Origin of the sequence: Bradyrhizobium sp. AZCC 2230 (assembly GCF_036924495.1) — a bacterium.
GTDB classification, from domain to species: Bacteria; Pseudomonadota; Alphaproteobacteria; order Rhizobiales; family Xanthobacteraceae; genus Bradyrhizobium; species Bradyrhizobium rifense.
This window is the reverse complement of sequence record NZ_JAZHRS010000001.1, coordinates 2,653,383-2,674,020: the sequence shown is the minus strand read 5'-3', so window position 1 is coordinate 2,674,020 and position 20,638 is coordinate 2,653,383. Positions and strand designations below refer to the sequence as shown.

At 63.0% G+C, this 20,638-nt stretch carries 21 protein-coding genes; 11 read left to right on the top strand and 10 right to left on the bottom strand.

The annotated features are described in order from the left end of the window. Window positions 1-119: 119 nt before the first annotated feature. Entirely contained in the window at window positions 120-608 is a 489-nt protein-coding gene (cynS, locus tag V1280_RS13115; protein WP_334524110.1) for a cyanase, read from the top strand. Between the two features lie 67 nt (window positions 609-675). Here cynS and purB read toward each other — a convergent pair whose 3' ends face one another. Together purB and V1280_RS13105 are read right to left on the bottom strand one after the other, a co-directional pair. Further along, window positions 676-2,127 carry an adenylosuccinate lyase gene (purB, locus tag V1280_RS13110; protein ID WP_334524107.1) on the bottom strand — a complete coding sequence of 484 codons (1,452 nt, stop codon included), beginning with the start codon at window positions 2,125-2,127 and terminating at the stop codon, window positions 676-678. An 83-nt stretch (window positions 2,128-2,210) separates the two neighbouring features. Next, the gene (locus V1280_RS13105; protein ID WP_334524104.1) at window positions 2,211-2,534 is read right to left on the bottom strand and encodes a DUF1476 domain-containing protein; all 324 of its coding nucleotides are present in this window, start codon (window positions 2,532-2,534) and stop codon (window positions 2,211-2,213) included. A 322-nt stretch (window positions 2,535-2,856) separates the two neighbouring features. Between V1280_RS13105 and purC the strand changes: the two genes are divergently transcribed. Together purC and purS are read left to right on the top strand one after the other, a co-directional pair. Further along, window positions 2,857-3,624: a phosphoribosylaminoimidazolesuccinocarboxamide synthase gene (gene purC / locus V1280_RS13100; protein ID WP_173015815.1), complete on the top strand. Its 768-nt coding sequence runs from the start codon at window positions 2,857-2,859 to the stop codon at window positions 3,622-3,624. 11 nt (window positions 3,625-3,635) lie between these two features. Beyond that, window positions 3,636-3,875 (top strand): phosphoribosylformylglycinamidine synthase subunit PurS, encoded by a 240-nt coding sequence (gene purS, locus V1280_RS13095; protein WP_148773046.1) that lies wholly within the window; start codon window positions 3,636-3,638, stop codon window positions 3,873-3,875. A gap of 15 nt (window positions 3,876-3,890) precedes the next feature. On the opposite strand, the gene V1280_RS13090 is transcribed toward purS, so the two are convergent. After that, window positions 3,891-4,907: a magnesium and cobalt transport protein CorA gene (locus V1280_RS13090; protein WP_334524098.1), complete on the bottom strand. Its 1,017-nt coding sequence runs from the start codon at window positions 4,905-4,907 to the stop codon at window positions 3,891-3,893. 167 nt (window positions 4,908-5,074) lie between these two features. On the opposite strand from V1280_RS13090, the gene purQ reads away from it, so the two are divergent. From purQ to V1280_RS13075, 3 genes are all read left to right on the top strand, one after another. Continuing rightward, complete coding sequence (gene purQ / locus V1280_RS13085; RefSeq protein ID WP_334524095.1) at window positions 5,075-5,776, top strand: phosphoribosylformylglycinamidine synthase subunit PurQ; 702 nt, start codon at window positions 5,075-5,077, stop codon at window positions 5,774-5,776. Next, on the top strand, window positions 5,773-6,744 hold the full coding sequence (locus tag V1280_RS13080; protein WP_334524092.1) for a tripartite tricarboxylate transporter substrate binding protein BugD: 972 nt from the start codon (window positions 5,773-5,775) through the stop codon (window positions 6,742-6,744). Before purQ ends, V1280_RS13080 begins: the two co-directional genes overlap by 4 nt. Before the next feature lie 199 nt (window positions 6,745-6,943). After that, complete coding sequence (locus V1280_RS13075; RefSeq protein WP_334524089.1) at window positions 6,944-7,681, top strand: tetratricopeptide repeat protein; 738 nt, start codon at window positions 6,944-6,946, stop codon at window positions 7,679-7,681. Between the two features lie 42 nt (window positions 7,682-7,723). Here the strand turns inward: V1280_RS13075 and V1280_RS13070 are convergent, their stop codons facing one another. Both V1280_RS13070 and V1280_RS13065 read right to left on the bottom strand, forming a co-directional pair. Then, on the bottom strand, window positions 7,724-9,811 hold the full coding sequence (locus V1280_RS13070) for an alpha/beta hydrolase domain-containing protein (RefSeq protein WP_334538286.1): 2,088 nt from the start codon (window positions 9,809-9,811) through the stop codon (window positions 7,724-7,726). 148 nt (window positions 9,812-9,959) lie between these two features. Continuing rightward, complete coding sequence (locus V1280_RS13065) at window positions 9,960-10,445, bottom strand: PaaI family thioesterase (RefSeq protein WP_334524086.1); 486 nt, start codon at window positions 10,443-10,445, stop codon at window positions 9,960-9,962. 184 nt (window positions 10,446-10,629) lie between these two features. Here V1280_RS13065 and purL point away from each other — a divergent pair, with 184 nt between their 5' ends. Then, the gene (purL, locus tag V1280_RS13060) at window positions 10,630-12,840 is read left to right on the top strand and encodes a phosphoribosylformylglycinamidine synthase subunit PurL (RefSeq protein ID WP_334524083.1); all 2,211 of its coding nucleotides are present in this window, start codon (window positions 10,630-10,632) and stop codon (window positions 12,838-12,840) included. A gap of 110 nt (window positions 12,841-12,950) precedes the next feature. Here purL and V1280_RS13055 read toward each other — a convergent pair whose 3' ends face one another. Beyond that, entirely contained in the window at window positions 12,951-14,141 is a 1,191-nt protein-coding gene (locus V1280_RS13055) for an acyltransferase family protein (protein ID WP_334524080.1), read from the bottom strand. Between the two features lie 190 nt (window positions 14,142-14,331). Here V1280_RS13055 and V1280_RS13050 point away from each other — a divergent pair, with 190 nt between their 5' ends. Next, a complete protein-coding gene (locus tag V1280_RS13050) occupies window positions 14,332-14,505 on the top strand; it encodes a DUF1328 domain-containing protein (protein WP_027534540.1) in 174 nt (57 codons plus the stop codon). A gap of 18 nt (window positions 14,506-14,523) precedes the next feature. Here the strand turns inward: V1280_RS13050 and V1280_RS13045 are convergent, their stop codons facing one another. Both V1280_RS13045 and V1280_RS13040 read right to left on the bottom strand, forming a co-directional pair. Next, complete coding sequence (locus V1280_RS13045) at window positions 14,524-15,627, bottom strand: alpha/beta fold hydrolase (RefSeq protein ID WP_334524067.1); 1,104 nt, start codon at window positions 15,625-15,627, stop codon at window positions 14,524-14,526. Window positions 15,628-15,694: 67 nt separating this feature from the next. Next, entirely contained in the window at window positions 15,695-16,054 is a 360-nt protein-coding gene (locus V1280_RS13040; RefSeq protein WP_334524064.1) for a DUF427 domain-containing protein, read from the bottom strand. A 210-nt stretch (window positions 16,055-16,264) separates the two neighbouring features. Here V1280_RS13040 and V1280_RS13035 point away from each other — a divergent pair, with 210 nt between their 5' ends. Together V1280_RS13035 and V1280_RS13030 are read left to right on the top strand one after the other, a co-directional pair. Continuing rightward, window positions 16,265-16,501 (top strand): BolA family protein, encoded by a 237-nt coding sequence (locus tag V1280_RS13035; protein ID WP_015685068.1) that lies wholly within the window; start codon window positions 16,265-16,267, stop codon window positions 16,499-16,501. Window positions 16,502-16,539: 38 nt separating this feature from the next. Beyond that, window positions 16,540-17,733: a low temperature requirement protein A gene (locus tag V1280_RS13030; protein WP_334538285.1), complete on the top strand. Its 1,194-nt coding sequence runs from the start codon at window positions 16,540-16,542 to the stop codon at window positions 17,731-17,733. 13 nt (window positions 17,734-17,746) lie between these two features. Here V1280_RS13030 and egtD read toward each other — a convergent pair whose 3' ends face one another. Continuing rightward, entirely contained in the window at window positions 17,747-18,718 is a 972-nt protein-coding gene (gene egtD / locus V1280_RS13025; protein WP_334524056.1) for an L-histidine N(alpha)-methyltransferase, read from the bottom strand. Between the two features lie 51 nt (window positions 18,719-18,769). Continuing rightward, entirely contained in the window at window positions 18,770-20,068 is a 1,299-nt protein-coding gene (gene egtB / locus V1280_RS13020; RefSeq protein WP_334538284.1) for an ergothioneine biosynthesis protein EgtB, read from the bottom strand. A 240-nt stretch (window positions 20,069-20,308) separates the two neighbouring features. Between egtB and grxD the strand changes: the two genes are divergently transcribed. Next, a complete protein-coding gene (gene grxD / locus V1280_RS13015) occupies window positions 20,309-20,635 on the top strand; it encodes a Grx4 family monothiol glutaredoxin (protein ID WP_148773058.1) in 327 nt (108 codons plus the stop codon). The last annotated feature ends 3 nt before the right edge of the window (window positions 20,636-20,638 follow it).

The following is a 20,638-nucleotide window of genomic DNA, read 5'->3' as shown; positions in this document are numbered from 1 at the left end:
AGCAATTTTCCAGCTTCATCATGCGGCGGGACGTAACCGTAAGCCTCATTTTTTGGCACGTTTCGTGCCTCCCAAAGCGGCACGTCCGTCACATTAGCCTGGCCAAGGGAGACCCCGACATGAAACGCGAAGACCTCACCGAGAAGCTGCTCGACATCAAGCGCGAGAAAGGCTGGAGCTGGAAACATATCTGCGAGAAAATCGGCGGCTATTCTGAGGTGCTGATCGTCGGCGCGATCATGGGCCAGATGAAGCTGACGAAGCCTCAGGCGGCCAATGCGGCTGAAATGTTCGGCCTGTCGAAGACCGAGACTGCGATGCTCAACGAGGTGCCGATGCGCGGCACCGGCACGCCGATGCCGCCGACCGATCCGCTGATCTACCGCTTCTACGAGATGGTGATGGTGAACGGTCCGGCCTGGAAGGCGTTGATCGAGGAGGAATTCGGCGACGGCATCATGTCGGCGATCGACTTCGACATGGCGATCGAGCGCGTCGCCAACCCGAAGGGCGACCGCGTCAAGATCACGATGTCAGGCAAATTCCTGCCGTACAAATATTACGGCGCCAGCGGCAATGTGCCGGAGTACGGCTTCAAGGAAGAGTAAGAGGGCGAATGGCGAATTGCGAGTAGCGAATGGATATTGCACTCGCTATTCGCCACTCACCATTCGCTTACAGGATCGCGCCCGGCGCGTAGCTCGCCGCTTCAGGCTTCGCCTTCGCCAGCGCATCGACCTGCTCGGCGAAGTAGTCGACCTGGGCGCCGGCATCGCCGGAATTGGCGCGGCCGTGATCGAGCACGCGCTGCAGTTCACCTTCGCTCAGGCCGAGACGCTGATCGGCGACGAGACGCTTGAGCAGGTCGTTCTGCACGATCTTGCCGGTACGCAGGTCGCGAATGGCCGCGACCGCATGTTCCTTGATCGCCTCATGCGCGCCTTCGCGCCCCGAGCCCTTCTTCACCGCTTCCATCATCACCGTGGTGGTCAGCAGGAAGGGCAAATAACGGTTCAGCTCGGTCGCGACGACGGCGTCGAACACTTCCATCTGGTCGAGCACGGAGAGCAGGGTCTCGAGCAGGCCATCCATCGCGAGGAAGGCATCCGGCAGCATGACGCGTCGGACGACCGAGCAGGAGACGTCGCCTTCGTTCCACTGATCGCCGGCGAGGCCGGCGGCCATCGCGAGATAGCCCTTCAACACGACATGCAGGCCGTTGATGCGCTCGCAGGAGCGGCTGTTCATCTTGTGCGGCATCGCGGAGGAGCCGACCTGGCCCTTGGCAAAACCTTCGCTGGCGAGCTCGTGGCCCGCCATCAGGCGAATGGTCTTGGCGAAATTGCCGGGACCGCTGGCAAGCTCCGTGAGAATGCTAACCGCGCGGAAGTCGAGGCTGCGCGGATAGATCTGGCCGACCGCATCAAAGCTCTTGGGCAGGCCGAGATGCTTGAGGATTTGCTGCTCGAGCGCGCGCGCCTTGCCGGCATCGCCGTTGAACAGCGTGATCTGGTCGAGCCTTGTGCCGACCGCGCCCTTCAGGCCGCGCGCGGGATAGGTGTCCAGCACGTTGACCAGGCTCTGATGCGAAACCAGCATCTCCTCGCCGAACATGGCGATGCGCTTGCCGAGTGTCGTGACCTGCGCCGCCACATTGTGCGTACGCGCCGTGAACGGCATGTCGCGCAATTGCTTGGCGTGCTTCGCAAAGCGAATGAGCGCGGCGATGCTCTTGGTCTCGATCAGCTGCAGCCCGCGGAAGACCTGCAGCTGCTCCACATTCTCGGTGAGGTCGCGGCTGGTCATGCCCTTGTGCAGGTGCTCATGACCGGCCAGTTCGCAGAACTCCTCGATCCGCGCCTTGACGTCGTGGCGGGTGATGCGCTCGCGCCGCATGATGGAGTCCAGGTCGACCTGGTCCTTGACGCGCTCGTAAGCCTCGATCACGCCATCGGGCACGGGAATACCGAGATCGCGCTGGCCTTTCAGCACGGCGATCCAGTAGTCGCGTTCGAGGCGAACCTTGCCTTCGCCGCTCCAGATGGCGCGCATGGCGGGCGAGGCATAGCGCTGGGCGAGAACGTTGGAAATGTGATCTTGATGGTTTTCCTGGGACATGCCGCCCATTTGGCACTGCCAGGGGCCGGCTGCAAGCCCGAGAGGGCGAGCGGCGGAGGCCTTCCAAGGCTATCCGCCGTCAGCTGTTAAGCTTACTTCCCGGCCTTCACCTCGGCGGCCGCGACGGCGAGCAGCTCGCTCATCTTGCCGCGAATCGCCTGTTCGGTGACGGCGACGTTCCTGGCGGCGAAATCGGCCATGAGCTTGCGCAGGACGTCGCCATCGCCGGCCTCCTCGAAATCGGCCGCGACGACCTCCTTGGCATAGGCCGTGGCGGCTTCGCCTGATATTCCGAGCTTTTCGGCCGCCCACAGCCCCAGCAGCCGGTTGCGGCGGGCCTCCGCCTTGAATTTCTGCTCCTCGTCGAGGGCAAACTTCTTCTCAAAGCCTTCCTCGCGCTTGTTGAATTCGCTCATGCGTCTTCCAATTCCCTAAGGGCTGCCGGACGTGGCGGCCCTCGTTGCGAGGGCCCCTGCGCATGCCTAGATAGGGGGCACGAATCGGCGAAACAACGAGCCGTAAAGCCGCAGGCAAGGTGGTATAAGTCAGCGTCGGATGGGCCGGATCGATTGTGCTGGGACAGCCAATCGGATAGGTTGCCTAAAGGCTTGGTTCCCGTTCTGTTTCCAAGGATTCGGATGGGGGTCCAGGCCGTTCACGGCAGCTCCGCTGTGGGTCGTAACCTGGTAACCGGAGCACACCAAATACATGGATTTCAACAAAACACGGTACATCCCAATGAGCCGTCGGCGTCGCATTTATGAAGGCAAGGCAAAGGTTCTCTATGAAGGTCCTGAGCCCGGTACCCTGATCCAGCACTTCAAGGATGACGCCACAGCGTTCAATGCGAAGAAGCATCAGGTGATCGAGGGCAAGGGTGTCCTCAACAACCGGATCTCGGAGTACCTGTTTCAGCACCTCAACGACATCGGGGTGCCGACCCACTTCATCCGCCGCCTCAACATGCGCGAGCAGTTGATTCGCGAGGTCGAGATCGTGCCGCTCGAAGTGGTGGTGCGGAACGTTGCTGCCGGCTCGCTGTCGCAGCGCCTCGGCATCGAGGAGGGCACCCAGCTGCCCCGCTCGATCATCGAATTCTATTACAAGAACGATCAGCTCAACGACCCGATGGTGTCGGAAGAGCACATCACCGCCTTCGGCTGGGCCACGCCGCAGGAGATCGACGACATCATGGCGCTCGCCATCCGCGTCAACGACTTCCTCACCGGCCTCTTCCTCGGCATCGGCATCCGCCTCGTCGACTTCAAGATGGAGTGCGGCCGGCTGTTCGAGAACGAGATGATGCGCATCATCGTTGCCGACGAGATTTCGCCGGACAGCTGCCGGCTGTGGGACATCAAGTCGAACGAGAAGCTCGACAAGGATCGTTTCCGCAGAGATCTCGGCGGCCTGCTCGAGGCCTACACGGAAGTTGCCAAACGCCTCGGCATCCTCATGGAGAACGAGCGTCCGCAGGGCTCCGGCCCGGTGCTGGTGAAAAGCTAAGGGGATTTGACGTGAAGGCACGTGTTACCGTTACCCTGAAGACCGGCATCCTCGATCCGCAGGGAAAGGCCATCGAAGGCGCGCTGAAGTCGCTCGGCGTCGACGGCGTCGCCAGCGTGCGGCAGGGCAAGGTGTTCGACATCGAACTCGCCGGCGCCGACAAGGCCAAGGCGGAAGCCGCGCTGAAGGACGCCGCCGACAAGCTGCTGGCGAATACCGTGATCGAGAATTATCGGGTCGAGATCGTCTGACGTCGGCGTGGCGCTTCACAGCCACCCGACACGGCGGAAGCGCCAGTACAATCCGAGGCAGGCGAGCGCCATCATCCCCATGACGACGAAATAGCTGTACTCCCATTGCAGCTCGGGGATGTATTTGAAGTTCATCCCGTAGATGCCTGCGACTGCGGTGGGCACGGCGAGGATCGCGAGCCAAGAGGCGAGCTTCTTCGACACCGCGGTCTCCTGCGCCTGGCCGACCAAGAGGCTCGCCTCGAAGGCGAAGGCCAGCACCTCGCGCATGGAATCGATGCGCTCCTGGATGTTGCGGACGTGGTCGGTGACGTCGCGAAACAGCGTCTGCATCGCCGGCCGAACCATCGACAGCTCGTCATGCTCCAGCCGGCGGCAGACTTCGACCAGGGGCCCGATCGCGTTGCGGAGCCGCAAGAGGTCGCGGCGCAGCATGTACAGCCGTTCGATCTGCGCCTTGGTGATCGCGGTCGAGAGCACGTCGTCCTCGATGCCCTCGACCTCGTCGTGAATGCTCTCGAGCACGGGGGAGTAGTTGTCGACGATGAAATCGAGGATCGCATAGAGGATGTAGTCCTCGCCGCGCGCCAGCGCCCGCGGACAGCTCTCACAGCGTTCGCGCACCGCCGTATAGGAAGTCGAGGCACCGTGACGGACGGTCACGAGATAGCCGTCGCCGATGAAGATGTGGGTCTCGCCGAAGGCGATGCGGCCCTCGATCAATTGCGCGGTGCGCGCGACGATGAACAGGGCCTCGCCATATTGCTCGATCTTGGGCCGCTGATGAGCGTTGTTGGCGTCCTCGATGGCGAGCTCGTGCAGGTCGAACTGCTTCTGCACCGCGCCGAGCAGCGCCATGTCGGGCTCGTGCAGCCCGATCCAGACCACATGGCCGGGCTTGGCTCGCCAGCTCGACGCCTCGCTGATGGCGATGTTGGCGACGCGCCGGCCGTCGACATAGGCGCCGGCGGCGACGACGCCCTCGGCGGACACCGGTTCGGACTGGGATGTGGGCAGTGACGGGACGTTCATGGCTTCAATCCCCGGCAAAATCGTTGGGCAGGAGTGCCGTGGCCATGGCCTGTGTACAAGGCCGCCCGGCGAGGCTAGCACTGGTAAAATTCCCGTCAAATGGCTATGTCTCCTGACGAATTGGCCCGCGGGCCAACCCGATTCCCACCCTAGTCGGAACCTGAATCATGAAAGCCGCCATCCTCGTCTTTCCCGGAATCAACCGCGAACGCGACATGGCGCGCGCGCTGAGGCTGATCTCGGGCCACGAGCCTGCGATGGTGTGGCACGCCGAGACGTCACTGCCTGCGGGCACCGACCTCGTGGTCGTGCCCGGCGGCTTCTCCTACGGCGACTACTTGCGCTGTGGTGCGATTGCGGCGCGGGCGCCGGTGATGGATGCGGTGCGCGACTATTCCGCCAAGGGTGGCCTCGTGCTCGGCGTCTGCAACGGTTTCCAGATCCTCTGCGAATCCGGCCTGCTGCCGGGCGTGCTGATGCGCAATGCGCGGCTGAAATTCATCTGCAAGGACGTGCATCTGCGCGTCGAGCGCTCGGATACGCCGTTCACCCGCGGCTACAATGCCGGCCAGGTGATCCGCGTGCCCGTCGCGCACGGCGAGGGCAATTACGAGGCGGACGAAGAGACCATCAAGCGGATCGAGGGCGAGGGGCGCGTGCTCTATCGCTACTGCTCGGCCGACGGTGCGGTGGACGAGAGCCACAATATCAATGGTGCCGCGCATTCGATCGCCGGCCTCGTCAACGACAAGGGCAACGTGCTCGGCATGATGCCGCACCCGGAAAACCACGTCGAAGACATCATGGGCTGCACCGATGGCTGCGGCCTGTTCGCAGGCCTCACCGCGCATCTGGAAAAGGCCGCGTGATTTCGTTCGTGGTGAAGCGTGCGCTCGCCGCAATCGCGGCGTCCTTGTTCGCGACTGCTGCGTTCGCGCAGGATTTTCCAAAACATCCGATCACCATGATCGTGCCGTTCGCAGCCGGCGGCACGTCGGACGTGATCGCGCGGACGGTGGCCGAGCAGATGGGCGTGGCGCTCGGCCAGTCCATCGTGATCGAGAACGTTGCGGGCGCCGGCGGCTCGACCGCGCTGGCGCGCGCCTCGCGCGCTGAGCCGGATGGCTACACCATCGCGATCGGCAATGCCGGTACCAATGCGGCGACCTACACGATCTATCCCAAGCTGCCGTTCACGCCGGACTCGTTTGCGCCGATCGGCATGGTGGCCAAGACCTTCGGCATCATCGCGCTGCGCAAGGATTTTCCGGCGAAGGATCTGAAGGAGTTCATCACCTACGCCAAGGCCAATCCGGGCAAGATCAATCTCGGCCATGCCGGCGTCGGCTCGTCGAACTACCTCATCTGCAAGAGTTTTGTCACGGCCGCCGGCATCGACGCGACGCTGGTCGGCTATCGCGGCGCATCGCCCGCGCTCACTGATGCGATCGGCAGCCAGATCGACGGCGTCTGCGACGCAGCGGCCTCCGTGTCGCAGTCGATCAACGAGAAGCTGGTGCGGGGGCTCGTGGTCGGCTCGACGGTGCGGCTCGCCACGCTGCCCGATCTGCCGACGTCGGCTGAGGCGGGCCTGCCGGAATTCGAGGCGCAGGGCTGGAACGGCCTGTTCGCGCCCAAGGGGACGCCGCCGGCCATCATCGCCAAGCTGAATGCGGCGGCGCGCACGGCGGTTGAAACTGACGCGGTGAAGAAGCGTTTTGGCGAGCTCTCGACCGTCGCGCCCGATCCCGACGAGCACACGCCCGAGGTTCTGCAAAAACTCGTGACGCGCGACGTCGAGAAATACCGGAAGATGCTGGCGGACGACGCCAAATAGTAGCGCCCAAGCCATCGTCGCGTTGGGCTGCGGCCTCGTGAACCTCCATCGCGTCTGACGCGACTGACTCCTCGTCGCCATCAAGGCGCATGCGTCCCACGTCGCGGATTTTTCGCGGGGAGGGGCAACTCAAAGTTGTTCCGTCGCGCCGATTGCGATATCAGGAAGCCTGCGCTGTCGTTGTGCTCCCGGATGTCACATGCCCGTTGCCCTGGTCGTTCTGCTGCTCGATATCACGCTGATTTACCACGCCTCGCGCACCAGGCGATTGCGGCCATGGGCTTTCATCATTCTGCTGGTGCCGATGATGGGCGCGATCGCCTATATCGCGGTCGAGCTCATTCCCGAATGGTTCTCGAGCCCCGGCGCGCGGCAGGCGCGCCAGCGCGTCGCCAACCGGCTCGATCCGGAGAAGCGCTATCGCGAATTGTCCGACCGGCTGGCCGGCACCGACACCATCGCCAATCGCGCGGCGCTTGCCGAAGAGTGTACAAAGGTCGGTCGGTTCAGTGAGGCCGAGCAGCACTATGACCATATCCTGTCGCTGCCGATGGGCCACGATCCCATCTATGCGCTTGGCAAGGCGCAGGCCGAGTTTTCCGCCAGGCGTCCGGCCGATGCGCTCGCGACGCTGGACGATCTCCAGAAGCAATGGCCGGAGTTCGACTCCGCCGACGCGCATCTGTTGTACGCTCGTGCGCTCGCCGAGGTCGGCCGGCTCGACGAGGCGCTCGAGGAATTTCACGCCGTCGCCGGCTATTTTCCGGGCGCCGAAGCGCGGGTGCGTTACGGCATGCTGCTGCAAATGGTCGGCCGCACCGCCGAGGCGCGCGTGGTCTTCAACGAGCTCCTGATCCAGATGCGCCGCGCGCCAAAATATCTGCGCGACGCGCAGGCCGAGTGGCTCTCGATTGCCGAGAAACAGATCTCGGCGTGAGCGGGCGAAAGAAGCCGCATCCACCGGCGCTTTCGGCTCAGCCTAGTTCTTGCAGAGCGCCTCGCCCACGCTGCTCCTTTCCGGAGTCGGCGATAGGCCGGACAACTTGTCAACGGCAGCCGCCGCTGCGACCAGGCGGTCGGCGTCTTCAGGTCTCAGGAACCTAAGCGCAACTTGCTGTTTGGCGGCAGTTTTCACGGCGCAGACATACCCCGCCTGGGTGCCGTATCGCTCCTCCAACGACGGCCTCGGATCGCCGGCGGCCTCTCGCTCGCTTTTCACCTTGGCGAATGGGATGTAACCCCCGGTCAATCCGCCGCCACAAGGCTGGCCCTTGAAGAATCCGGTCGCTGTTGCGTTCCATCCCGTATAAGTCCCGAGCGGCACCTGATGGAGGACTGAGGCCACACCAGCCAGTTCGTTGCCGTCCTGATTAACGCGAGGCATCAAAGCGGGTATGATTTGCCTGATGGTCGGCGGTTGCTGCGTGATGACGCCTGAAAAATCTTGGTAGTCCAGACTCTCTCCGAAGTCGTAGTCGAATAGCCCAACCGCCATACCGGTGGGCGATGGCACGCCGGGGATCGATGGAAAGTGCATGGCTTGCATCGTATTGGGTACGAGATCGCCACGAGCCAATGTCGGATAGACGCTTGGCGGCGGCTCCGTTCCTTGCACGACCCAGTCAACCAACGCGATTTGCAGCGCGTTCATCGTTTCATCTTCGGGATTGGGGTTCTGAGCAAGAACGCAACCGGCCGCTGGCCGTGCAAGCAGATCAAAGCCGCCTGGTCCTCCGCCGTGTGTGGTGCCCGGGAAATAATAGCGCCTCACGTTTGCGGGAAGAGGGAGGTCGGCATTGCCATCAGTCCCCGTTTCGGCGACCGTCATCAATCGAGCGTTATATTCGCTTGCGCCAAACGTCTCGAAAATCTTCGGGCATGTCGCAGTCGCCGTACAGCGGTCCAGCAGGCTCGCCTCATGGCGCCCCCGCTTGGCGTCCGTGTAGGACGTCCACCACAGCACGCCTTCTCCGCCGGGTTCGTAAAGGGTGCCAGAGCCACTCGGCAATCCAAAGCGCACGTTGACGGACGTCAGCCTCCCGGCAATGTGGGGATTGGCGCCGTCGAATACGCGGCGTTTTTGTTCGTCCTGGTTGAAGCCGAGCAGGATGAACGTCTTCAAAGCGTTTCCCGACTGCGAAATCCCTTGCACGACCGCGTTGTGAATTCTTCCCGCAATCGGGTTTGGCGTCCCCTCATCGTCGGCGGTTTCAAAGCGGAAGAACGAAGCAACATCACGCATCGCGGCAAAGCCAACGCCCAACACCTTGGGGTCTTTGGCTTCGTAGACGAGCTGATAAAGCAGGTTCGGATCGAATCCATTCTTCAGACACAGCGAACGCGGATTCGGCTCGCCCGGAAAAGGAACTCTCGTGCAGTCGGCGAAGGCCCAATCGGCGTCGGCGATCCTGTCCGAGACGCCGGTTTCGCCCGTCCGTGTTTCCGAGCTCTTTGTCATCAAATGGGCTTTTGCCGTATCGAGTGACGCGGCATCGTAAGGGATCAAAGTCGCGAGCATCCCGAGCGGACGCGTGTTGGTGCCCTTGGGGACGTTGGCGATACGTGCCAGCACAACCCCCGTGATCGAAGATCCGTCCGAATTGCGCGCGACAGGAACCTGGACGGTCCAATTGTCTGTCGTCTGCTCAATATCCCCCTGCCAACCGCTGATCAGCGCCACGTGACCAAAATCCTGCGGCTTGGTGGCAGATGGCCCAATTGAACTCGGGCTGTTGTTCATGGCGACCGGACGACCGCGATTGACGACGTCGTACCAGAGCACGCCGCTCGCGTTGTGCATGTCCGTCGGCTTGGTCAGAGTGAATCGAGATACATATTCGACCCGGCCGCGTGCATTCAGCGGTGCGTATTGGATGTCCGTGATGACGGCGTTGAGGGGGTCTTTGGGGTCCAATTCCCCGTAAGCGCGACCCGAGAGACTCTCGTTGCGCCCGTCGGGAAGGGCAACCGTCTGATCGATGACAATACGGGCCACCCGCGCCATCGCCTTATCGACAGGCAGGGCGATCATCAGAACGCCAATCGAGATGCGAACCCAATGAATCATCACTGACGTTTCCTCCCTGTCGCGCTTATGTAACCAACCTCGCTTGGCCTTGACACATCGGTCAATCGAATACTGGTCTCAGAGCGCGCTCGGGAACGTGCTGTTTGATTGCGTCGCCGCAGATTTCGCGAGGAGCGCTGCAGTCAAATCAGGTGGTAACGGCGCCCGCAGGCGGCACCTTCCGCTTCACCCGCTTGATCGTGCCGGAGAAGGTGAACAGCCGGCGCTCGCCGGCCATCATCTCGCCCCGCAGGAAGATCAGCGAACCGCCGGCGCGGGTGACCTCGCCGGTGCACTCGATCAGCTCGCCCTCGTGCCCGGCATCGAGGAATTCGCAGGCGAAATTGACGGTGACGCCCTTGCTGTTCAGGGCATTTCGGCCGATCGCGAACAGGCAATAGTCGGCAAACGCCATGAAGCAGCCGCCATGAACGTTGCCGGACCCGTTCAGGTGCTTCTTTTCGACCCGGAAGGCGCAGCGGACGCTGCCATCGGCCTCCAGGCGGTGCCAGAAGGGGCCGATATGGTTCTCAAAGCTGTCGCGGATCCAGGTCTGCCAACCCGTGAATTCCCCCTCGGTGGCGATGTGCAGGTCGGGGCGCTGGGGCGAGGCCGTTTTGGTCAATTCATGCAAGGAAATGGGCCTTCAATTGCGGGTCTTTAGCCCTTAAATCCGATCCGTCCGCCCCGTGCAATTCCTGTTCCCGCACCCCCCGGCCGCAAAACGTGGGACAGCGGGAAAATGCGCCATAAAGGGCTTTTCGTCAGCCCCTGATGTTCCTAAGAACGGCCAACCGCCCGCCGAAAGCCCCGAATCCATGAAGAACGAACCCAAGATCACCCCCGAGCTGGTTGCCGCCCACGGGCTCAAGCCCGACGAGTACGAGCGCATCCTGAAGCTGATCGGGCGGGAGCCGACCTTCACCGAGCTCGGCATCTTCTCGGCGATGTGGAACGAGCACTGCTCGTACAAATCCTCGCGCATCCATCTGAAGGGTCTGCCGACCAAGGCGCCCTGGGTGATCCAGGGCCCCGGCGAGAATGCCGGCGTGATCGACATTGGCGACGGCCAGGCCGTGGTCTTCAAGATGGAGAGCCACAACCACCCGAGCTACATCGAGCCCTATCAGGGCGCGACCACCGGTGTCGGCGGCATCTTGCGCGACGTCTTCACCATGGGCGCGCGCCCGATCGCCTGCCTCAACGCGCTGAGCTTCGGCGCGCCCGAGCACGTCAGGACCCGGCATCTCGTGTCCGGTGTCGTGGCCGGCGTTGGCGGCTACGGAAATTCCTTCGGCGTGCCGACGGTCGGCGGCCAGGTGCGTTTCCACACCCGCTACGACGGCAACATCCTCGTCAACGCAATGGCGGTCGGCCTCGCCGATGCCGACAAGATCTTCTATGCGGCCGCTTCCGGCGTGAACATGCCGATCGTCTATCTCGGCTCCAAGACGGGCCGTGACGGCATCCACGGCGCCTCGATGGCCTCGGCCGAGTTCGACGACAAGTCCGAGGAGAAGCGCCCGACCGTGCAGGTCGGCGATCCCTTCGCCGAAAAACTTCTGCTCGAAGCCTGCCTCGAGATCATGGAAGCCGATTGCGTGATCGCGATCCAGGACATGGGCGCGGCAGGCCTGACCTGCTCAGCGGTCGAGATGGGCGCCAAGGGCGATCTCGGCGTCGACCTCGATCTCGACGCGGTGCCGACCCGCGAGACCGGCATGAGCGCCTACGAGATGATGCTCTCGGAGAGCCAGGAGCGCATGCTCATGGTGCTCAAGCCCGAGAAGGAAAAGGAAGCCGAGGCGATCTTCAAGAAATGGGGCCTCGATTTCGCCGTGGTCGGCTACACCACGCCGAGCAAGCGCTTCGTGGTCAAGCATGGCGGCGACGTCATGGCCGATCTGCCGATCAAGGAGCTCGGCGACGAGGCGCCGCTCTACGACCGTCCGCATGTTCCCTCCGCCGCGCTGCCGACCGTGCATGCGCGCGAAGTGCCGGCGCCGATGGCGCTCGGTGCGGCGCTGGAGAAGCTGATCGGCACGCCCGACATGTGCAGCAAGCGCTGGGTCTGGGAGCAGTACGACCATGTCATCCTCGGCAACACCATGCAGCGCCCCGGTGGCGACGCCGCGGTCGTGCGCGTGCAGGACGGGCCGAAGGGCCTGGCGCTGACCGTCGACGTCACGCCGCGCTATTGCGAGGCCGATCCGTTTGAGGGCGGCAAACAGGCAGTGGCGGAAGCCTGGCGCAACATCACGGCCGTCGGCGGCAAGCCGCTCGCGATCACCGACAATCTCAACTTCGGCAATCCTGAGCGCCCCGAGATCATGGGCCAGTTCGTCGGTTGCCTGAAGGGTATCTCGGAAGCCTGCCGCACGCTCGACTTCCCGGTCGTCTCAGGCAACGTCTCGCTCTACAACGAGACTAACGGCAGCGCGATCCTGCCGACGCCCTCGATCGGCGGCGTCGGCCTGCTCGACGATTTCACCAAGTCTGCGTCGCTCGCCTTCAAGGCCGAGGGCGAGGCGATCCTCCTGATCGGCGACACCCATGGCTGGCTCGGCCAGTCGGTTTATCTACGCGACATCTGCGGTCGCGAGGAGGGCGCGCCGCCGCCGGTCGACCTTGCGGCCGAGAAGCGCAACGGCGACTGCGTGCGCGGCATGATCCATGCGGGCACTGCGACCGCCGTGCACGATCTCTCCGACGGTGGCCTGCTGATCGCGCTCGCCGAAATGGCGATGGCGAGCGGCATCGGTGCAAAGCTGCTGGCGGCGCCGAGTTCGCTTGTCTCGCAGGCCTACTGGTTCGGCGAGGACCAGGCACGCTATCTCGTCACCGTGCCGGAAACGGAAGCCGGCCGCGTGCTCGCCAAGATGCGCGGTTGCGAAGTGCCCTGCGTGCGCATCGGCACCACCGGTGGCGATGCGATCGCGATCGGGGGCGAGGCGCCTGTTTCAATTGATGCGCTGCGGACGTCGCACGAGCGCTGGTTGCCGGATTATATGGGCGGGAAGGCGGCGTAGGCGCCGCCTTGTTCTCACAGCCGTAGCCCGGATGGAGCGCAGCGTAATCCGGGAGCGCTGTTGCTTGTGGCAAGATCCCGGATTGCGCTGCGCTCCGGGCTACACGGCGGCTATAGCACCCGCGTCGCGCCCGGAATCTTGCGCAGTGCCACGGTCGCGGCCCAGCTCAGAAATACTGTCAGCACGAACACGGTGAATGCCTTCGCGATGGCAGGCCAATTGTAGTCGAACAGCCAGTATTGCAGCCACAGCGTGATCGGATAGTGCACCAGGAACATGCCGAAGGCGCTGACCTGCATTGGATCGAGCAGCTTCGCTGAGCCTGACTGCCTGAACCGCTGGAAGAAGGCCAGGATCAGAAACATGATGGCGACGCTGAAGATGGTGACGCAGACAGCGTAGCTTCCTTCATACCAGTTCGGCAGTGGCGACGGATTCCCCAGGATTTCTCGCTTGATGAAGATCAGCACCCACAGCAGGCAATACGGAACGATTGCCAGGACCAGCCACTCCCAGCTCACCTTCGCCATCCTGCCCTCAGCCGAGAGCAGTCCGCGATCCATATTGGCAACGCCGATTCCGGCGCCGAAAAAGAAGTAGGTCGCATAGAGCAACACGCGCCCGTGCTGGACCGAAAACGGTCCGAACTGGAACCAGTCGCTGGGGCCGAAATACATCAGCCCGGGTACATAGAACGCGGCGCTGACGGCCAGCATGACCGCGAAGAATTCGGCAGGTCGGCGCCGCCCGCGCACCGAGAGGCGGTTGATAGGGTCGAGCAGATTGGGCCGCAGGCGATACAGAAGGCACGCGATCAGGTCGAAGGCGAACAAGACCCAGAGGAACCAGATCGGCCCGCTTGGCCACGGGCCTTTCGTGATCGTGGTCCACCAGAACTGCGAAAATCCGATCTCGGGATTGAGCCGCAGCGAGATGGCGTAATACGCGACCGGAATGACGGTGAACGCGCAGATCACGAACGGTATGCCGAGCCGACGGACGCGGTCTTCCAAATAGCTCGCAGGTCCCTTGCGAGCGATTCCCGACCACGCAAACAAGCCCGACAGGAAAAAGAACATCGCCATGAAGAAGCTGTCGGTGGCGAGCACGATCATGTCGAAGCCGAAGAAGAACTTCGGGTCGGTATGACCGAAATAGGTATAGGGGATGACAGCATGGTGCAGCAGCACCACCAGCGTCAGGAAGGTGCGGGCGCGATCGAGCGACATGTTGCGCGTCTTGCTTTTGGGCGCAGCATGCGCTTCGGCGCCAATCGTCGCTGACTGTGAGATCGTGCTCATGGTTGCCCCGGTTGTGCCTCTGTCCCTGCACGACTCTGCTGCCAGGAACCGAATTCAGCAAGCGCTGTTTATGCCATTCGTTGCTCCCGACCGGCAGCCTCAGGAACCAGTTCCGTGTGGCCAAGTTAGCGTTCACGAAATGGTTGAGGGCCGCCCGCCAAAAGGCGGCACAGACGCGTCGGAGCTGGCGATGACTATCCTGAAATGGGCGCTGATCTTCCTGCTGATCTCGATCGTGGCCGGTGTGCTCGGCTTTACCGGTATCTCGGCCGCCTCCGCCGATATCGCCCGCTTCCTGTTCTATATCTTCGTCGTGATCTTCCTGGTGCTGCTGATACTCGGGCTCACGATCTTCCGGGCGTAACAGGCCGTAACGCTCCCCTCAATTGCGCGTGAACGGCATGACGTGGGCCACCAGCTCCGCCAAGAACTCGTCGGGACGATCGAACGGAATGAAATGATCGCCGCCGCGAATCCAGACAAATTCCTTATGCGGGGCCGTGATCTGATTGAAGAGCTGTTCGGCCGGCCCACCCGGTGTGTTGTAGTCCGCATCGCCCTCGATGAAGATCACCGGGATCGGAAACGCGAGCCCCAGCGCGGCGACGTCGCGCTTGAACATGGGGCCTTCTCGTCCGCGCAGATATTTTGCGGAGAAGGCCATGCCTTTTCTCCAGTTGTACCAGTCCAGCAGCGAAAAATCCGGCATGAACGGGGGTGGGACGGGACCCGCCAACTGGAGGCTCTCGATGGAGGGTAGCCCCAGCGCCTTGCTCCACTTGTCCGCAACCGATCGATTTTGTGGATTGATCAGAGGGCGGGCGACGATTGGTGCCAATTCCGCTTGGGCCTCGCTGTTGCCGGCGGACTGCGCCAACGCTTGGAGATGCGCGATCGTGATCTCGAATTGCTTCTCGAACGTCACCCGGCCGACCACTTGTCCCGTGCCGACATAAGCATAAAACAGATCGGGGCGTTGCTTGACGATGTGAATGCCCAGAAACGAGCCCCAGGAATGCCCGACCAGGATAATTTTGTCCTTGTGCAGATGTGCCCGCAGGTATTCGACCAGTTCGACGCCATCCTGTGTCATCCGCTCCAGCGTCATGGTTGGCGCGAGCGTGTCCCCAGCCGCGCCATAGGTGCGGCCGGCGCCGCGCTGGTCCCACTGCACCACGGTGAAATGCTTTTCCCAGGGACGCCAGCCCGACGAAATTGCCAAGGTTGAGCCTCCGGGCCCACCGTGGACGAACAGGAGAACCGGATTATCCCGATCCTCGCCGCGGATTTGAATCCATTGCCTGATGCCGCCGATATCGACGAACGCCCCCTCCTGCACGCCGTTGGGGGAGTGGATCGCGAGAGTTTCGGCGGCAAGATGCTGGCGATAGGCGCGAAAACCCAGCCCGGCAGCCGCCACGACAATCAACAGGCCGGCCAACCCCAGCAACGAGACCCCAATCAGTCGTGCGGCCTTGCGCGGCATCTCGTGCCTTGTGTCGACTGGGAGGAGGCGACCTGATGATCGCCCCGGCGTCACAGCGCCAGTGAGCTTAGCCCACTTCCTCGATCTTCACCTTGTCCGGATAGAAGGCGAGATGGCCTGATATCTCCGTCATCGCGGGGAACGGCGTCTCGTAGGTCCAGATGGCGTTGTCGAGCGTCTTGCCGTCGGCCTTGATGCTGTAATAGCTGGCGTCCCCCTTGTAGGGGCAGTGGGTGGTGCGCTCGGTGCGTTCCAGCAGCGCCATGTTGGCATCCGCCCGCGGCACATATTGCACCGCCGGATATTTGGCCTCTTTCAGCGTCAACGCCTTGGCGCTCTCGGCAATCACGATATCGCCCGCCGTGACGCGGACGCGCCGGGGGTTCTGGGTGATGGTGATGGGGTGGTCCGGCCCGGGAAGTTTCATGATTTCACGCCTTTTCGTTCAATCTACCGCGCGCGGCACTTTGTCGTGCCTTTATCCTGATGGGATCAGGGATATAGTGCCTGAAGGCGTGACGTAGAAGGCCGTTCACGCTAAGTTTGGCCCTGCCGGCAAGTTCTGTTCTGCAGAGCCGGACCCCGGCAAAGCGATTCGACGCCGAGGCTGCAAGCCGACACAAGGAGCAAGACCAGAATGCCCATGGACGCCCACGATATCGAGGCGATGATCAAGGCAGCGATCCCCGATGCCGAGGTGACCATCCGTGACCTCGCCGGCGATGGCGACCACTATGCCGCGACCGTGATCTCGGAATCCTTCCGCGGCAAGTCCCGTGTCCAGCAGCACCAGATCGTCTACCGGTCCCTGCAGGGCCAGATGGGCGGCGTGCTGCATGCGCTGGCGCTGCAAACCGGCGTGCCAGGTACTTGATGAGTTGCGCCTGACCTGATCACGCGACGGGGACGATGATGGCGGCCGACAATCCGCGCGGCGCGATGTTTCGCGTGATCGTGCCGAACCAGCCCAGCCGCGTCACCAATGCCGAGCTGTTCTTCGATCTCGTCTTCGTCTTCGCCGTCACCCAGATTTCGCACACGCTGCTGCACCACTTCACGCCGCTCGGCGCGGTCGAGGTCACGCTGCTGTTCCTGGCGGTGTGGTGGGTGTGGGTCTACACCGCCTGGGTCACCAACTGGCTCAACCCCGAGCTGACGCCGGTCCGCATCCTGATCTTCCTGATGATGCTCGGCGGCCTCGTGCTGTCGACGACCATCCCGGGCGCGTTCGACGGCCGCGGCCTCTGGTTTGCGGTCGCCTATGCAACGATGCAGGTCGGACGGACCGCGTTCTGGCTGTTTGCGACCCCGCGCCATCGCACCGCCGTGCGGCACAATGCGATCCGCATTCTGGTCTGGCTTTGCGGATCCGCGATCTTCTGGATCCTCGGCGGTCTGGCCCATGGCGAGGAGAGGCTGTGGTTCTGGATCGCGGCGCTGACAATCGAATACGTCTCGCCCGCGGTGCGCTTCTGGGTGCCGAAGCTGGGCTTCTCGTCGGTCGAGGCCTGGGCGGTCGAGGGCAACCACATGGCCGAGCGCTGCGCCGGCTTCATCATCATCGCGCTCGGTGAAGCCGTCGTCGTCAACGGCGCGACCTTTGCGGAATTAGACTGGACCGCGGACAACATCCTGGCCTTCGTCTCGTGCCTTGTCGGCAGCATCGCGATGTGGTGGGTCTATTTCCACAAGGGCGCCGAGGCTGGCTCTGAGTGGATTTCGAAGAGCGCCGAATCCGGCCGGCTGGCGCGGCTCGCCTACACCTATCTGCACATGCCGATCGTCGCCGGCATCATCCTGACCGCGGTTTCGGACGAGCTGGTGCTGAAACATCCGACCGGCCATTCCGACGTCCGCACCATCGTCAGCACGATCGGCGGACCGTTGGTGTTTCTGGTCGGCACCGTCCTGTTCAAGCACGCGATCCGCGGCTTCCTCCAGCTCTCCCACGGCATCGGCATCATCCTGCTGATGGTGCTGTGGTGGTTTGCCGCTGATCTCTCGCCCTTATGGCTGTCGGTCGCGACGAGCGTGATCATGATCGTCGTCGCAGTGTGGGAGTCGGTGTCGCTGGGGCCGAAGCCGGAAGAGGCTGAGGAACGCTAAAGCGCCGGAGTAATTACTCCGCCGCCTCCAGCGCGTGCACCGAGAACATCTTTGCCGCGTCCGTCCAGCTTTCACGCACGCGCCAGCCGGCGCCTTGCGCCAGCGCGGCAAAGCGCTCGAGGCTGTATTTGTAGCTGTTCTCGGTGTGAATGCTCTCACCCGGCCGGAACGAGAAGCTGGTGCCGAGCAGGCGAACGGTCTGGCTCTTCCGGCTGATCAGGTGCATCTCGATGCGGTGGCGCGCGTGATTGTAGATTGCGCCATGGGTGAAGGCGGAGAGGTCGAAATTGCCGCCGAGCTCGCGGTTGATCCGCACCAGAACATTGAGGTTGAAGCGCGCGGTGACGCCGGCCGCGTCGTTATAGGCGGCATGGAGCAGGCGCTCCTCTTTCTCCAGATCCGCGCCGATGATCATCTGCGCGCCCCGGCCCAGGATCTGACGGGCGCTTTTCAGGAAGGCCTGCGCCTCATGCGGCTCGAAATTGCCGATGGTCGAGCCCGGGAAGAAGCCGACCTTGGGCATCGACGCGACCGCCTTCGGCAGCTCGAACGGCGTGGTGAAGTCGGCGGCCACCGGATAGATGCCGAGCGAGGCGAAGTCCCGCTTCAGCCCGTTGGCCTGTGCCTTCAGGAAATCGCCGGAGATATCAACGGGCACATAGGCCGCGAACTTGCAGTGGTTGAGCAGCAGGCGAACCTTCGTCGTCGCGCCGGCGCCGAACTCGACCAACGCCGCATGCTCTGGAATGATCTTTGCGATCTCGCTGCCGCGCTCCTTCAGGATCGCAAGCTCGGTGCGCGTCGGATAATATTCCGGCAGGCGCGTGATCGCCTCGAACAGCTCCGATCCGGTCGCGTCATAAAAATATTTCGGCGACAGTTTCTTCGGCTGCTGCGAAAGATCCTCGATGGCCTCGCGGGCGAAGGCGGTCGTCTGCTCGTCGGGGAGATGGGCTTCGGCCAAAGCGCTGGCGTGCACATTCATGATACTCTCCTGAACGCGCTGTCCGGCGCGCATTTGTCGTCGGATGAAACTTCAGACGTAGTCGGCGAGCCGCAGTCCCGTGAACTGCCAGCGGTGATGCGGATAGAAGAAGTTGCGGTATGTGACACGGCTGTGACCGTCCGGCGTCGCGAGCGAGGAGCCGCGCAGCACCAGCTGGTTGACCATGAACTTGCCGTTGTACTCGCCGAGCGCGCCCTCGATGGCGCGGTAGCCGGGGTAGGGTGAATACGATGAACGCGTCCACTGCCAGACGATGCCGAAGGCGTCGTTGAGCTGGCCGGCGCGCGCGGCGACCTCCCATTCCATCTCGGTCGGCAGGTGCTTTCCGGCCCAGCGCGCGAATGCATCGGCCTCGTAATAGCTGATGTGGCAGACGGGCGCGTCGGGATCGACCGGCTTGAGGCCGGCGAGCGTCATCACCTGCCATCCGCCATCGACCTCGCGCCAATGGCCGGGAGCCTGCCAGTCTTCCTTGCTGGCCGCGGCGAAGCCGTCCATCAGCCACAGCGTTGCGGTCCGGTAGCCGCCGTCGCGCATGAAGGCGAGCCATTCGCCATTGGTGACGAGATTGCGGGCGATCTTCACGGGGCCGACCAGCGCGCGATGCGCGGGTTTTTCGTTGTCGAAATGAAAGCTCTCGTCGACATGGCCGACGGCGTGGATGCCTTCGTTGAGCGTCAGCCAGTCGTCGCCGGCGCGCGTCGCGGACGGAAAGCGCCAGTCCTTGTCGTAAGCCGGATAGATCGGATTCTGCGCGAAGGCGTGCAGGATGTCGGTGAACATCAATTCCTGATGCTGCTGCTCGTGGTTCAGCCCGACCTCGACCAGTGGCGCCAGAGCGCGGAGCTTGTCTTCGTCAGCCTCACGGAAGAATTTGACCACCGCCGCATCGACATGGCTGCGATAGGCGCCGACCTCGTTGGCGCTGGGCCGGGTGATGTCGCCGCGATGATTGCGGGCATGGCGGGGCCCGGCGCTGACGTAATAGGAATTGAACAGGAAGGCGAAGTCGGGGTGGAAGGGCCGGTAGCCGGGCGCGTGCTCGCCGAGCAAGAACTGCTCCCAGAACCAGGTGGTATGCGCCCGGTGCCATTTCGCGGGGCTCGCGTCCGGCATGGACTGGATCTGCTGGTCTTCGGGCGAGAGCGGTGCGGCCCGGCGCTCGGTCTCGTTGCGGACGCCGAGAAAGGCGGCCTCGAGCCGCTGGGCGAGGCTGCCCTGGTCGGAAGAGGGTGACGAAAGCGGCGGACTGGCCGTTGCTGAGGCTTGTTTCGTCACGTTTTTCTCCAGACAGGACAAGAGAACGTTGTTGGCGAGACCCGGTTCCAAAACCAAGGTTCGTCCTAGATAGGGGCTCCGTTACGGTATGAAAGTCCTCCCCGGTGATGATATTCGTGCCATCATGCAATGGGGCCGGGGCCTCCCGGACCGCCCGCCCGAGGGCTGTTCGCCGCCATTTTACTTTGGATGCACAACGGTTTGGGCTACATATATAGGCAGGTATCGGGTTAGATCGGCTGAGCCGGCCCGGAATGATAGGTGAGGGCTCTGCCCCAGAAGGACACGAATATGAACATCGCGGAATTCATCGCCAACGAAGTGAAGTCGAACGACGTGGTTCTGTTCATGAAGGGTACGCCGCAATTTCCGCAGTGCGGATTCTCCGGCCAGGTCGTGCAGATCCTCGACCACATCGGCGTCGGCTATAAGGGCCTCAACGTCCTCGAATCCGCCGAGCTCCGCAACGGCATCAAGGAATTCTCGAACTGGCCGACGATCCCCCAGCTCTACGTGAAGGGCGAGTTCATCGGCGGCTGCGACATCGTCCGCGAGATGTTCCAGGCTGGCGAATTGCAGCAGCTCCTCTCCGAGAAGGGCGTCGCGGTCGCGGCCTGATCC

Coding starts and splice junctions, on each gene's coding strand:
- egtD (WP_334524056.1), bottom strand. CDS start 18,718: ATGAATGTGCACGCCAGCGCTTTGGCCGAAGCCCATCTCCCCGACGAG.
- V1280_RS13035 (WP_015685068.1), top strand. CDS start 16,265: ATGCCCATGGACGCCCACGATATCGAGGCGATGATCAAGGCAGCGATC.
- V1280_RS13040 (WP_334524064.1), bottom strand. CDS start 16,054: ATGAAACTTCCCGGGCCGGACCACCCCATCACCATCACCCAGAACCCC.
- V1280_RS13045 (WP_334524067.1), bottom strand. CDS start 15,627: ATGCCGCGCAAGGCCGCACGACTGATTGGGGTCTCGTTGCTGGGGTTG.
- V1280_RS13030 (WP_334538285.1), top strand. CDS start 16,540: ATGGCGGCCGACAATCCGCGCGGCGCGATGTTTCGCGTGATCGTGCCG.
- V1280_RS13105 (WP_334524104.1), bottom strand. CDS start 2,534: ATGAGCGAATTCAACAAGCGCGAGGAAGGCTTTGAGAAGAAGTTTGCC.
- purC (WP_173015815.1), top strand. CDS start 2,857: ATGAGCCGTCGGCGTCGCATTTATGAAGGCAAGGCAAAGGTTCTCTAT.
- grxD (WP_148773058.1), top strand. CDS start 20,309: ATGAACATCGCGGAATTCATCGCCAACGAAGTGAAGTCGAACGACGTG.
- cynS (WP_334524110.1), top strand. CDS start 120: ATGAAACGCGAAGACCTCACCGAGAAGCTGCTCGACATCAAGCGCGAG.
- purQ (WP_334524095.1), top strand. CDS start 5,075: ATGAAAGCCGCCATCCTCGTCTTTCCCGGAATCAACCGCGAACGCGAC.
- purL (WP_334524083.1), top strand. CDS start 10,630: ATGAAGAACGAACCCAAGATCACCCCCGAGCTGGTTGCCGCCCACGGG.
- V1280_RS13055 (WP_334524080.1), bottom strand. CDS start 14,141: ATGAGCACGATCTCACAGTCAGCGACGATTGGCGCCGAAGCGCATGCT.
- V1280_RS13090 (WP_334524098.1), bottom strand. CDS start 4,907: ATGAACGTCCCGTCACTGCCCACATCCCAGTCCGAACCGGTGTCCGCC.
- V1280_RS13075 (WP_334524089.1), top strand. CDS start 6,944: ATGCCCGTTGCCCTGGTCGTTCTGCTGCTCGATATCACGCTGATTTAC.
- V1280_RS13050 (WP_027534540.1), top strand. CDS start 14,332: ATGACTATCCTGAAATGGGCGCTGATCTTCCTGCTGATCTCGATCGTG.
- purB (WP_334524107.1), bottom strand. CDS start 2,127: ATGGGCGGCATGTCCCAGGAAAACCATCAAGATCACATTTCCAACGTT.
- V1280_RS13070 (WP_334538286.1), bottom strand. CDS start 9,811: ATGATTCATTGGGTTCGCATCTCGATTGGCGTTCTGATGATCGCCCTG.